The sequence below is a fragment of the Streptomyces sp. NPDC002328 genome (genome assembly GCF_042890065.1).
GTDB lineage: Bacteria > Actinomycetota > Actinomycetes > Streptomycetales > Streptomycetaceae > Streptomyces.
Window position 1 is genome coordinate 236894 of record NZ_JBIARQ010000003.1, and the last position, 12766, is coordinate 249659.

Consider the following 12766-nt stretch of genomic DNA (forward strand, 5'->3'; position numbering starts at 1 on the left):
CTTCGGGACTTCGTGACGGAAAAGGGGCGAGCCAAGGGACGGCGCGTCGACGGCGACGGCCGGAAGTTCTCGGTGAGGTCGGGTGACGGTCGAAGGGAGATCAGGTCAAGGTCAGGTCAATTCGAGGTGCGATCAGATCGGTGCGGCCTGGCGGAGGTCCTCCATGGTCACGGCCGCGCCGGGCAGCACGGATCGGGCCGGTGCCCGCAGTCCGTCCAGGAACAGCTGAAGGTGGCGGTGGACGAAACGGTCGACGCTCGGGCACGCGGTGCCCGCCGGCGGCCGGCTGAGCTGGGCCACGGCGACCATCAGATCGCCGATGCCGACGTCGTCACGGAGCTGCCCGGCCTGCCGGGCGCGTCCCATGACCTCGCCGACGAGCTGCTCGGCGCGCAGCCGGGCGGCCACGAGGTCGGGGTGGTTCTCGTCGAACGTGCTGGCGACCATCGGGCACAGCGCGCCGATGCGTTCGTCGGCTGCCGCGTGCACGAAGCGCTCCAGCGCGCTGAAGGCGTCGCCCGTCTCCGCGAGCGCCTGCCGGGCCGCCTCGGCCGTCCGGTCCATGACCGAGCAGACGACCTCGCGGACCAGCGCGTCACGGTCGGGGAAGTTGCGGTACACCGTCGCGTTGCCGACGCCGGCCCGGCGGGCGATGTCGTCGAGCGGCACATCGGGACCGAGCTCGACGAACATCTCCCGGGCGGCGGTGACGATCCGCTCCCGGTTGCGCAGGGCGTCGGCGCGCGGCCGGGTCGCCTTGCGCTGTACGGGGTGGGCGGTCTGCACGGTGTGCTCCTTCAGTGGTGGTGCCGGGTTCGTCGGTGGTGCGGTGGTGCTGGGTACGTCGTCCGGACTCTTGAACCGGGGAGGCGTTCCCCGTTTCGGTCGGACACTGGCTAAACGGGGAAACGCTCCCCGTTAATTCCGACGGCGGGACCTTTTTCCTGTGACCTGGGTCACTCCTCCTGAGCCCCCCTTCACCCCCCTTCCGCCTACCTTCCGGTAACCCACGATCGGCCGCCCCAACGCGCGCACCACCATGCCACGACGGAGGGTGATGTCATGGGTGCAGCCGGTGACGGGTGGCTGCCGGAGCGAAGGGTCCCCGCATGCAGCCGCAGCCCGAACGCCCTGCACCGCGCCCCTCCCCCCGCTGGATACGCACCCGCCGAGCGGCCGCCCTGGCGGCCGTGACGGCGCTGACCCTCGCCGTGAGCACCTCCGCGGGCTCCGGCCGCCTCCCCCCGAACCCGGCGACGGGCGGCGCCGGCCCGGTCTCCCCGGCCCGCACCGCGACCCACGCCCCCTGCCTGATCTACGGCAGCCCCACCGTGCAGATGTCCGAGGGGGTGCCGACGCCCGGCGGCTACGCACGCTCCACGGGCACCGTCCGCGCCCTCACCCTGATGATCGACTTCTCGGACGCGCCGGGCGCGGGCAAGGCGCTGGACCGGTTCCGCGAGTTCTTCCCGCAGACCCAGGAGTGGTTCCGCACGGCTTCCTACGGCCGGCTCGACTACCGCCCCGACACCCCGATCCCCGGCTGGCTGCGCATGCCGAAGTCCTTCGAGGAGTACGGCATGGAACGCGGCGCCCCCTTCGACCCGGGCTACCGGCAGCTCGTCCAGGACATCGTCGCCGCCGCCGACCCCAAGGTCGACTTCCACTCGTACGACCTCATGAACGTGCTGGTCACGCCCAACGCCGGGCCCTCCGCGCTGGACACGGTCCTGTCGGTGACGTTCGCCGGCAACACCGAGGCCCCGGTGGCGGACGGCGTCCCGGTGGCCAACGCGTCCTTCGTCTACTCCCGGCAGGACGACGGCTCGGGCTCCTACGACCGCACCGGCTACCGGGTGCTCCCCCATGAGAACGGCCATGTCTTCGGCCTGCCCGACCTGTACACCCAGGAGGGCGGGGGGGCGGTGGGCCACTGGGACATCATGAGCGAGGACTGGGGCGCCAACAACGACCTGCTCGGCTGGCACAAGTGGAAACTGGGCTGGCTGGACACCGACCAGGTGCGCTGCGCGGTCGCCTCGGGCACCGCCGAGTACACCCTCACCCCGCTCTTCCGCGCCGGCGGCCCCAAGCTGATCGTCGTACCGATCGACCGCCGCACCGGTTACGCGGTCGAGCTGCGCGCCCGCGGCGGCAACGACGAGGCGGTGTGCCGCCCCGGCGTCCTCGTCTACAAGGTCGACGCGGAGGTGGACACCGGCATGGGCCCGGTACGGGTCCACGACGCCAACCGCGACAGCGGCGGCTGCACCCGCACCCCGAACGTCCACGCGGAACTCTCGGACGCCCCGTTCGCCCCGGGCGAGAAGTTCGAGGATCCGGTACGCGGCCTCCGCATCGCGGTGACGGCGGCGGACCTGGAGGGGAACTATCGGGTGCGGGTGACTCGGTCGTAGGGGTCGTTGGGGGAGCCCGGAGGCAGTCTTAGGGGGTTTATAGGGGTCGTAGGGGTCGTAGGGGTCGTAGGGGTCGTAGGGGTCGTAGGGGGAGGGTCAAAGGAATTGGAGGGCGCCCGGTCCGCAGGGGAAGAACTCGGCGGCGGCCTCGGCCACCGGAAAGAGATCCGCGCGGCGCCGATTACGGTGGGACCGCCGACGCCACCCCACCCCGCCCCGCACCCGTCCCGCCCCCGCACCCGTCCCGGAGACCGAGCACATGCCCGCGAAGACGCCCACGCCAGCCGGGGAGCCGCCGACCGTCCCGGAGGAGGCGGTCACGCCGTTGATCCGCGGGATCGCCGTACTCCGGGAGCTGACGGCCGCCGCGGGCGGGACGATGAGCCTGAGCGCCCTGGAACGCGCCACCGGCCTGGCCCGCTCCACGGTCGACCGGATCGCCGCGACCCTGGCCCGCATGGGCTACGTCCGTCTGGACGGCCGGGACGCCGTACTCGCACCGCCCGTGATGGAGCTCGGCAACGCCTACCTGGCGGCCCTGCGCCTGCCCGCGCTGCTCAGCGGCCGGGCGGACGACCTGGCGGACGAACTCGACGAGTCCGTCTCCCTGGCGGTGGCCGACCGCGACGGCATCCGCTTCATCCACCAGGCGACCCGCCGCCGGGCGATGTCCCTGAGCTTCCGCATCGGCGACCTGCTGCCGGCCGAACGCACCGCCCCAGGCCCGCTGTTCGCCACGGAGTGGACGGACGCCGACTGGACCTGCTGGCACACCCGCCGCACGTCGGACCCCGCCGACCGGGACTTCCCGGCACTCCCCCCACGCCGCCCGGAAGCGGACGCGGCCCTGCGGGACGACTTCGCGCACCGCACGAAAAGGGCAGCGCAGGACGGCTGGTCCCTGGACGACCAGCTGATCGAACCGGGCCTGGTGGCGGTCTCGGTCCCGGTACGGCACCCGGACACGTCCAGGATCGCCTGCGTGGCGAACGTGGTGAGCCACACCAGCCGCCACACGGCCGAGTCCTTGCGCACGACGCTCCTCCCCCGCCTCCGAACGGCGGCAGAAGCGATGCAGGAGGACCTACGCCGACCGACCGCCGCCCCCGCGGCACCGGCCACCCCGACGGGGCTGGCCACCTGGACGAGCGGATCGAAGCAGCAGTTGGGCCGAGAGTTCATCGAATCCCTGGCCCGGGGCCTGACGGTGCTGACGGCCTTCGGCGAGGGAAGGTCCGCCCTGACCCTGTCGGAGGTGGCGAGGGCGACGGGCCTGGCGAGAGCGACGGCCCGCCGCGCCCTGATCACCTACGAACACCTGGGCCTGGTCACGCACTCTGCCACGACCCGCACTTTCTCCCTGACCCCCCGGGTCCTGGCCCTGGGCTTCCCGCCCCTCTCCCGCACGACGCTCCCCCGCATCGCGGCCCCCCACATGGCAGCCCTGACGGACCGGGTCCAGGAATCCACGTCCCTGGCGGTCCTCACCACCTCCACCCCCACCCCGGGCGACGAAATCCACTACGTGGCCCGCACACCGGCCCGCCACGTGATGAGCGTGGACATAGCGGCGGGCACCCGCCTGCCGGCCCGCAAAACAGCGGCAGGACGCCTGCTCCTCGACGCCGGCGAGGCCACCCACGCCCTCCTGGACGAGGAATGGGAGGAGGGCCTGCGCGCGATAGCCGTCCCCCTCCACGACCGCACCGGCCGCACGATCGCAGCCCTCACCACGACCACCCACACGGCCCGCCGCACCCAGGAGGAATGCGAACGCGACATCCTCCCCCACCTACTGACCACGGCAACCCGGATCGAAGCCGACCTCCACACGACATCCCGCCACACCCAAGTCCCCCTGACCTGACCCCCCAGCCCCCCTCCCCCCGAACCCGACCAAGGCACCGGCCCCCACACCCCCAACCGCTACACTGTGGACGGCAACGGGCTGCACCCCAGCCCTGCCATGCCTTCGTAGCTCAGGGGATAGAGCACCGCTCTCCTAAAGCGGGTGTCGCAGGTTCGAATCCTGCCGGGGGCACCACACGTAACCCATCTGACCTGGGGTTTCTCTTCCAGGGAGGCGTTTACTCGGCCTCGGACTCCTCGTCCGGGGCCGTTTGCGTGAGCGGTGCGTGCTATGACGCCCCACGCCCGTTCCACATCCACCCGGTGTACGGAAACGCCTACGGACGCGCATGGGTCACCCGGTGGGCGTCCGGAGAACGCGCGGAGTGACGCACAGGAAGCCGTGCGAAGACACCACCCGGGACGGCGACGCCCCCGGCGTGATCATGCACACCGACAGGGGCAGCGCATACTGCTCCCGGAAGTGGAGTCAGTGCAGGAACGCCTGGTGCGTCATACCCGGCTTGCGACGGGTGGCGGCGATCACGGTCGGCGTCGGCATACTTCGTTCTTCCAGTGGAACGCGTGGCGATCGGCATCGCGGGGAAATCCGCGATGCCGATCTCGACGAGTGTGCGGTTCTCGTGGTGGATCGGCGCCGCGTGGTCAGCCCGCCGTCTGCTGGATCGGTTCCGGGGCGGCCGTCCGCCGGCGCCGGGCGGCGAGGCCGAGTGCGGCGGTGGCCACGGCCCCGGCGAGGGCGAGGACGCCCAAGGCGTTCGCCAGGGTGCCGACGGCGGAGGTGAGCGCGAGGACCACGAGCGGGCAGATGAACTGGCCGAGGAAGAAGAAGCCCGTCCACAGGCCGGTGCCGCGGCCGCGGTCGGCGTAGTCGAGCTTGGACATGGCGAGGGTGAGCAGGCTCGGCAGCATGATGCCGCTGCCGAGGCAGTTGATCACCGCGCCGGCGGTCAGTACGACGGGGTTGGGGGCGAGCCAGATCACCGCGAAGCCGAGGGCGGACAGGCCGAAGGCGGTGGGCAGCCAGGCTTGCGGGCTGCGGCCGGTCTTGGCGAAGACGACGGCGCCGACCACGACCGCGGCACTGGAGCCGGCTGTGGCCAGTCCGATCACGCCGGGGTTGCTGACGCCCACGTCGTTCAGGAGGAACGCCATCTCCACCTGGACGGTGTAGAAGAGGACGGCGCCGAAGAGGGTCAGCGCGCACGTGCGGGCCAGCGGACGCCAGGGGAAGGGCCGCTTGGCCATCGGTTCCCCGGTGGTGGGAGAGGGCTCGTTTGCGTGGTCGGCCGGTCGGGGCTGGGGCAGGACGGCGGCCATGGCGGGGGCGAGCAGCAGGCTCACAGCGTAGGCCCAGAACGGTGCGCGCCAGCCGGCCGATCCGGCGGCGCCGCCGAGCACGAAGAAGGCCGTCGCGGAGATCGAGGCACACATCGTCTGCATCGCGAGGTAGCGGTCGCGTTGCCGGCCGGAGTAGTAGTCGCCGATCAGCGTGGTGCTGCAGGTCATGATGGCGGCTTCGGTGACACCGACGAGGGCGCGGCTGGCGACGATGGCGCCGAGGGAGTCCAGCCACAGGGGGGCGGTGCCGAGGATCGCGTACAGCACGGTCGAGACGACGAGCAGGCGTTTGCGGCCGAGCCGGTCGACGATGACGCCGGCGAAGGGGGCCAGCAGGGCCAGGGAGAGGGCGGGGATGGTCAGGGCCATGGGGACGAGCGCGTCGACGCCCGGCACGTCGGCGAAGTGGGCCTGCATCTGCGGTAGGACGGGGGCGATGAGTACGGCGCCCAGGATGGGCAGACAGCTGCCGGCCATCAGCAGCGTGATGCGAAGCCGGTGGCCGGCGCCGGACACGGCCTGCTCGGTCGGGGTGTCCTCGACGGCTGTGGGCGTCGGGGACGGGAGCGGGGGCACGGGTGCAGGCATGCGGGAACTCCACGTGGCGGGTTGGGAGAGGACGGGATGGTGCGGCCGTCATGGTCGGGCCGTCGGGCCGCCCGGTATCCGTGGCAGGTTCGGAGCCGGAGCCGATGGCTGCCGGGCGTCTCGGCGGGCAGGCGCGCCGGGCGCCCGCCCGGTCCCGGCAGCGGGGGACGGTGTGGTGGCTCCGGCGCCGGGTGGAGATGACTATGGGCCAACGGACAGGCCCTGCCTAGCCCTCATCCGATCGATATCGAAGATGTGGATCATCCGGGCCTTGGATGCCAGGCACCAGCACGGGCCCGCTATCTCTGTGCGACCGTGGCGATACGACTGGGCTCGGTAGCGGCCAGCTTCGCTCCCACGCGGGCCGCGGTCTCGCGCAGCCAGATGTGGGCCGCGTCGTGGGTGTGCACCGGGTGCCACCACAGCGCCTCCTGGAGAGGGACTGCCCCGTAGGGGGGTTCCATGAGGCGTACGGCGGCCACGCCGCGCAGCAGTTCGGCCAGGCGCTGCTGTACCAGAGCGATCCGGCGGGTGCCGGCGACCAGGAAGGGCAGCGCCTGGAAGCTGTCGACGGAGATCTCCACGTGGGGGTCGACGCCGAGCATGCTCAGCTGCCGGGCGGCCGGAGCGTCGTAGGCGCGCTGGTAGATGACCCAGGGCAGCCGTGCCAGGTTCTCCATGGTCAGCTGGTCGCCGACCTCGTCGTTCGCCTCGGCCACCAGGAAGGCCCAGCGGTCGGTGAACAGGTCGACAGCGGGGAAACCGCTGATGATGCCGCGCGGCATCAGCAGCGCGTCGGCCGTGCTGAGCAGCGGTGCCGTGTCCTCCGTGACGTCGATGGGCGTCCGCTGGAAGCGCAGCCGTACCCCCGGGGCCTCGGCGTGCACGGTCCGGGCGAGCTCGGCGCCGAACACGGCGAGGGCGTAGTCGGAGGTGAGCAGGGTGAACTCGTGCTCCTCGCTGCCCGGGGCGAAGTCGGCCCTGCTGCTGAAGACCCGTTCCAGCAGGTCGCAGGCGGTCGATGTGCGGTCCAGCAGAGCGCGGCCGAGGGCGGTCAGTTCGTATTGTTTGCCGACGCGCGCGAGCAGGTCGTCGTCGAAGTGGCGGCGCAGGCGGGCCAGGGCCGCGCTCATCGCCGGCTGGCTGAGCCCGACGCGCTGCCCGGCGCGGGTGACGTTGCGTTCCTCCAGCAGGGCCCGCAGGGACAGGACGAGGTTGAGATCGAGGCCGGAGAGGGACACGACGCCTCCAGAGCGGGAGCGGGGCCGCTTGCGGCAGCGGCATTTGCACCACCGATGATCAACATCTAAAGAATCGATTTCCCAGATTACTGGGTGAGGGCCACATTGGTGCCACCGCAATCTGGAGGACATACCCGTGAAACCCGCAGCCGTTTTCCCGTCCTTCTCCGGACCCTTCGCCCTTGGCGTTCTCTCCGCCTCTGACCAGGCGCCTTTCCCCGGTCTCGTGATCCCCGGGGGGCGCGTGCTGGATCTTCGTAAGGCCCTCGGAGAACCGGCCCTGACGGCCCGGGAGATCTTCGACCGCTGGGACGAGATGCTCCCTCGCCTGCACGAACTCGCGGCCGATGAGACGGCCGACTGGCGACCGTTGGAGCACCTGCGGGCGCACGCGCCGGTCGAGCCCCGCCAGGTCTTCCAGTCCGGCGCCAACTACCGGCAGCACGTGATCGACCTGGAGGTCGCCCACCGCTCCCCCGACGACCCCCGCACGGTCGAGGAGGCACGCGCCGAGATCGCCGCGGTCATGGACCGGCGGGCGGCCGAGGACCTGCCGTACGTGTTCATCGGCCTGCCGAGCGCGATCACCGGCCCCTTCGACGACGCCGTACTCCCCGACTGGGCCGAACAGCCGGATTGGGAGCTGGAGTTGGCGGCCGTCATCGCCAGGCCCGCATACCAGGTGACGGTCGAGGAGGCCCTGGAGTACGTGGCCGGCTACACCATCGCCAACGACCTCACCGACCGCGCCACCGTCTTCCGCCGCGACATGAAGGCCATCGGCACCGACTGGCTGCGCTGCAAGAACGCCCCCGGCTTCACCCCGCTCGGCCCGTGGATCGTGCCCGCCGAGTCGATCGCCGACCCGGGTGACCTGCGCGTCACGCTGAAGCTCAACGGCGAGACCATGCAGGACGAGTCCACCAAGGACATGCTCTTCGGCATCGCCCGGCTGGTGTCGTACATCTCCCAGACCGCCCGGCTCCTGCCCGGCGACCTGGTGCTCACCGGCAGCCCGGCCGGCAACGGGATGCACTGGGGACGGCTGCTGCGCGACGGCGACGTCATGGAGGGCTCCATCACGGGTCTGGGCGCGCAGCGCACCCGCTGCGTCGCCGAGGGGACCGTGTCATGACGGCCCCGCTCGACCCCACGGACACCGAGGGCGCCATCAACGAGGCCGCCAAGCGGTACTCCAACTGGGGGCGTTGGGGCGAGGACGACGTGCTCGGCACGCTGAACTTCCTCGACGAGGCCAAGCGCCGCGAGGGTGCGGCACTGGTCCGCCGGGGCGTGAGTTTCTCGCTGTCGCAGCGGTTCGACATGAACGGCCCGCAGAAGGGCTGGCGCCGCCGCACCAACCCCGTCCACACCATGCTGGACACGGGCACGGACGCGGCGCTGGGCAACCAGGGCTTCCCGCACGGCATCGGCGGCGCCGACGACGTGATCGCGATGCCGTTGCAGTGCTCCACCCAGTGGGACGGGCTCGGGCACATCTTCGACCACGGCAAGGCGTGGAACGGACGCGACGCCGCGAAGACCGTCACCTCGGACGGCGATCTGGTCACCGGCATCGAGCACATGGCCCCGTACGTCGCCGGGCGCGCGGTCCTCCTCGACGTCGGCCGGGTGATCGGCGACGAACGCGGGGAACTTCCGGACGGTTTCGCGATCACCGAGGAACACCTGAGCGCGACGGCCGAGGCGCACGGCGTGGCCGTCGGCCGCGGGGACATCGTCGTCGTCCGGACCGGGCGGCTGACGCGCGCCCGCCGCGAGGGCTGGGGCGACTACGCGGGCGGCGACTCGCCCGGTCTGTCCTTCACCACCGCAGGCTGGCTGCACGCGAGCGAGATCGCCGCAATCGCCACCGACACCTGGGGCTTCGAGGTACGGCCGAACGAGTTCGACGGCGCCTTCCAGCCGCTGCACCAGGTCGTCATCCCCAACATGGGCCTGCTGATCGGCGAGATGTGGGACCCCGACGCCCTCGCGGACGACTGCGCCCGCGACGGCGTGTACGAGTTCTGGCTCACCGCCGCACCCCTGCCCATCACCGGAGCCGTGGGCTCCCCCGTCAATCCGATCGCCGTCAAGTAAGCGGCGGAACAAGGGAGTTCCCCATGACCACACCCCGCACGGTCCTCGTCATAGGCGGCGGCGCCTCCGGCAACGCCATCACCATCCTGCTGCGCCGGGCCGGCCTCTTGGTCGACCTGATCGAGGCCAGACCCGACTGGAACGCCACCACCGGCTCCGGCATCACCCTCCAGGGCAACGCCCTGCGTGTCCTGCGCGAGCTGGGCGTGTGGGAGCAGGTGGAAGCATCGGGGTTCGCCTACGGCTCGCTGGGGGTGACCGCCCCCGACGGCACCCTGCTGTTCGTCAAGGAGGACATCAAGTCCGGCGGTGACGACCTGCCCGCCACCCTCGGCATGCGGCGGCCGCAACTTCAGCAGATCCTCATCGACGCCGTCCGCGCGACAGGTGCCACCGTACGCCTGGGCACCACCGCCGAGACCCTGGAGCAGGACGCCGACGGTGTCTCCGTCCGGTTCAGCGACGGCACCGAGGGCCGCTACGACCTGGTGATCGCCGCCGACGGCGTCAACTCCACGACCCGCGCCGCGATCGGCATCAGCGACCGTCCCGAGCCCGTCGGCATGGCCATCTGGCGCGCCCCCGCCCCGCGCCCCGAGAGCGTCACCCGCTCGGACCTCACCTTCGGTGGCCCCGCCTACATCGCGGGCTACACCCCCACCGGCGAGAACACCCTCTACGCCTACGTCGTCGAGGCCAACCGGGACCGCAACTCCATCGACCCGGCCACCTACGCGGACGAGATGCGCCGGCTGGCCGAGCAGTACGGCGGTGCCTGGCCCGAGATCACCAAGCACATCACGGACCCGGCGAAGGTCAACTACACGTGGTTCGACCGGCATCTGGTCGAGGGTTCCTGGCACCGCGGCCGGGTCGTCCTCGTCGGGGACGCCGCTCACTGCTGCCCGCCCACCTTCGCCCAGGGCGCGGCGATGTCCTTGGAGGACGCCTCCGTCCTGACGGAACTGCTCACGAGCGGGCGCGCATGGGACGACGCCCTCTTCCAGGCGTACTACGACCGACGCGTCCCGCGCGTCCGGACCGTCGTCGACGCGTCCGTCCAGCTCTGCCAGTGGCAGCTGGACCAGGTGCACGACGCGGATGTGCCCGGACTGATCGGCCGCACCATGACCGCCCTCAAGGAACTGCCGTGACGGCCCACCCTCCCCCGGCCACCGCCGGGAGCCGCCCCCAGCCCGGTCCCCGCCCCTCGTCGAGCACGGACGCGCGCACGTCCCCGACTGTCGACGTACACGCGCACGTGCTGATCCCCGAGGTCGAGGCCCTGGTGGCCGGCCTGCGGGGCCTGGCCAAGGCCAAGGCCCTCGACGCCCGCCGCAACGGGCCCGCGGCCCTGGCCGTCAGCGGCCCCATGGTCGCCGAACGCATCCCGAGGCTGACGGACGTCGCCGTACGACTGGCGGCGATGGACGCGCAGGGCGTGGACGTCCAGCTGGTCAGCCCGTCGCCCTCGCACTACCACTACTGGGCGGACGAGGAGACGGCGGAGAAGGTGTACCGCCTCGCCGCCGAGGCGACGGCCGCCCACTGCGCCCAGGCTCCCGGCAGGCTGCACGGTCTGGGCCTCGCCCCCCTGCAACACCCGGAATCGGCGGTGCGCGCACTCGAACTCGCCATGGGCATGGGCCTGTCGGGCGTCGAGATCTCCTCGCACGCGCCGGGCCGCGAACTGTCCGACCCTGCATACGAACCGTTCTGGACCCGGGCCGAGGAGACGGGCGCGATCCTCTTCCTGCACCCCTTCGGCTGCACGCTCGACGAGCGCCTCGACCAGTGGTACCTGTCCAACACCGTCGGCCAGCCCACCGAGAACGCCGTCGCGCTCTCGCACCTGATCTTCTCCGGGGTGCTGGACCGGCACCCGGAGCTGAAGGTCGTCGCCGCGCACGGGGGCGGCTATCTGCCCACCCACATCGGCCGCTCCGACCACGCCTGGTCGGCCCGCTCCGACGCGGGCGCGGGCTGCGCCCACCTGCCCAGCAGCTACCTCAAGCGCCTGTACTTCGACTCCCTGGTCCACGACCCGCAGGTACTGCGGGCACTGATCGGCGCGGCCGGCGCGGACCGGGTGCTGCTCGGCTCCGACTTCCCCTTCGACATGGGCACCGAGGACCCCGTCGGCGCACTGCGTGCCGCACGCCTGCCCGACGACGACTTCCACGCCGTGCGCGGCGGCAACGCGACAACGCTGCTGCGCCTCACCTGACCCCCCACCGGAGGAAAACCCACCATGAGCGCACGCCTGCTCACCCATCTGCGGCACGTCGACCTCGCTGTGCCCGACTACGACAAACAGCTCGACTTCTACGCCGGCGTCTGGGGCCTGACCCAGGTCGCCGAGGACTCCGGCATCTCCTTCCTCGCCGCCGAGGGCAGCCCCGAGCAGTACGTGGTGCGGCTGCGCAAGGCCGAGGAGAAGCGCCTCGACCTCGTCTCGTACGGCGCCGCGAGCGCGGCGGACGTGGACACCCTCGCCGAACAACTCCTCGCGGGCGACGTGCGGTTGATCTCCCAGCCGGGCAAGATCGACACACCCGGTGGCGGCTACGGCTTCCGCTTCTTCGACGTCGACGGCCGCACCATCGAAGTGTCCGCCGATGTGGACGTACGGCAGCACCGCAAGATCGAGGAGAAGGAGTCGATCCCGGTCAAGCTGTCGCACGTCGTGCTGAACTCGCCGGACCTGGACAGGACCCGTGAGTGGTACGAGACCCACCTCGGCTTCCGCCACTCCGACACGCTCAGCTCGCCGCACGTCGGTGACGTCATGCACTTCATGCGGATCTCCGACCAGCACCACTCCATGGCCATCGCCAAGGGCCCGCACACCTCCCTGCACCACGTCTCCTTCGAGATGCGCGGCCTGGACGAGTACATGCGCGGCTCCGGCCGCGTGATCCGCGCCGGCTTCAAGAAGGTCTGGGGTCCGGGCCGGCACCTGGCGGGCGACAACACGTTCACGTACTTCCTGGACCCGCACGGCAACACCGTCGAGTACACGACGGAGTTGGAGCTGCTGGACGAGGACACCTGGCACCCCCACGTCTACGACTTCTCCCAGCCCGAGGTCACCGACCAGTGGGGCACCGCCAACCCCATGAACGAGCTGATCGCCAAGGAGTCGTTCAACGACGTCGACCGCGGTGTGTTCATCGCCCCGCCGGTCTGACCCCCTGGGTCGTGTCC

10 protein-coding genes and 1 tRNA gene are annotated in these 12766 nt (G+C 71.4%); 8 read left to right on the forward strand and 3 right to left on the reverse strand.

The annotated features are described in order from the left end of the window. Positions 1-132: 132 nt before the first annotated feature. Entirely contained in the window at positions 133-786 is a 654-nt protein-coding gene (locus ACFYX4_RS10760) for a TetR/AcrR family transcriptional regulator (RefSeq protein WP_389329264.1), read from the reverse strand. A gap of 323 nt (positions 787-1109) precedes the next feature. Between ACFYX4_RS10760 and ACFYX4_RS10765 the strand changes: the two genes are divergently transcribed. The 3 genes from ACFYX4_RS10765 (at position 1110) to ACFYX4_RS10775 (ending at position 4461) form a co-directional block, all read left to right on the forward strand. After that, positions 1110-2417: a M6 family metalloprotease domain-containing protein gene (locus ACFYX4_RS10765; RefSeq protein WP_389329267.1), complete on the forward strand. Its 1308-nt coding sequence runs from the start codon at positions 1110-1112 to the stop codon at positions 2415-2417. A 259-nt stretch (positions 2418-2676) separates the two neighbouring features. Next, a complete protein-coding gene (locus ACFYX4_RS10770; protein ID WP_389329270.1) occupies positions 2677-4284 on the forward strand; it encodes a helix-turn-helix domain-containing protein in 1608 nt (535 codons plus the stop codon). Positions 4285-4385: 101 nt separating this feature from the next. Next, positions 4386-4461, forward strand: a tRNA-Arg gene (locus ACFYX4_RS10775). 470 nt (positions 4462-4931) lie between these two features. Here the strand turns inward: ACFYX4_RS10775 and ACFYX4_RS10780 are convergent. Both ACFYX4_RS10780 and ACFYX4_RS10785 read right to left on the reverse strand, forming a co-directional pair. Continuing rightward, on the reverse strand, positions 4932-6215 hold the full coding sequence (locus ACFYX4_RS10780; RefSeq protein WP_389329273.1) for an MFS transporter: 1284 nt from the start codon (positions 6213-6215) through the stop codon (positions 4932-4934). Between the two features lie 299 nt (positions 6216-6514). Then, entirely contained in the window at positions 6515-7456 is a 942-nt protein-coding gene (locus tag ACFYX4_RS10785) for a LysR family transcriptional regulator (RefSeq protein ID WP_389329276.1), read from the reverse strand. 136 nt (positions 7457-7592) lie between these two features. On the opposite strand from ACFYX4_RS10785, the gene ACFYX4_RS10790 reads away from it, so the two are divergent. From ACFYX4_RS10790 to ACFYX4_RS10810, 5 genes are read left to right on the forward strand one after another with little or no spacing between them, the layout of a single operon-like run. Then, positions 7593-8591, forward strand: coding sequence for a fumarylacetoacetate hydrolase family protein (locus ACFYX4_RS10790; RefSeq protein WP_389329279.1), 999 nt, complete (start codon positions 7593-7595; stop codon positions 8589-8591). Next, positions 8588-9559, forward strand: coding sequence for a cyclase family protein (locus ACFYX4_RS10795; RefSeq protein ID WP_389329282.1), 972 nt, complete (start codon positions 8588-8590; stop codon positions 9557-9559). The genes ACFYX4_RS10790 and ACFYX4_RS10795 overlap by 4 nt, the downstream gene beginning before the upstream one ends. A 23-nt stretch (positions 9560-9582) precedes the next feature. Next, positions 9583-10713: an FAD-dependent oxidoreductase gene (locus tag ACFYX4_RS10800; RefSeq protein ID WP_389329285.1), complete on the forward strand. Its 1131-nt coding sequence runs from the start codon at positions 9583-9585 to the stop codon at positions 10711-10713. After that, positions 10710-11786: an amidohydrolase family protein gene (locus ACFYX4_RS10805; RefSeq protein ID WP_389329288.1), complete on the forward strand. Its 1077-nt coding sequence runs from the start codon at positions 10710-10712 to the stop codon at positions 11784-11786. The genes ACFYX4_RS10800 and ACFYX4_RS10805 overlap by 4 nt, the downstream gene beginning before the upstream one ends. A gap of 24 nt (positions 11787-11810) precedes the next feature. Next, entirely contained in the window at positions 11811-12749 is a 939-nt protein-coding gene (locus tag ACFYX4_RS10810; RefSeq protein WP_389329291.1) for a VOC family protein, read from the forward strand. Positions 12750-12766: the final 17 nt, after the last annotated feature.

Excerpts from the sequence above, each read along its gene's own strand:
- ACFYX4_RS10800 (WP_389329285.1), top strand. The coding sequence starts at position 9,583 with ATGACCACACCCCGCACGGTCCTCGTCATAGGCGGCGGCGCCTCCGGC.
- ACFYX4_RS10810 (WP_389329291.1), top strand. The coding sequence starts at position 11,811 with ATGAGCGCACGCCTGCTCACCCATCTGCGGCACGTCGACCTCGCTGTG.
- ACFYX4_RS10765 (WP_389329267.1), top strand. The coding sequence starts at position 1,110 with ATGCAGCCGCAGCCCGAACGCCCTGCACCGCGCCCCTCCCCCCGCTGG.
- ACFYX4_RS10770 (WP_389329270.1), top strand. The coding sequence starts at position 2,677 with ATGCCCGCGAAGACGCCCACGCCAGCCGGGGAGCCGCCGACCGTCCCG.
- ACFYX4_RS10780 (WP_389329273.1), bottom strand. The coding sequence starts at position 6,215 with ATGCCTGCACCCGTGCCCCCGCTCCCGTCCCCGACGCCCACAGCCGTC.
- ACFYX4_RS10795 (WP_389329282.1), top strand. The coding sequence starts at position 8,588 with ATGACGGCCCCGCTCGACCCCACGGACACCGAGGGCGCCATCAACGAG.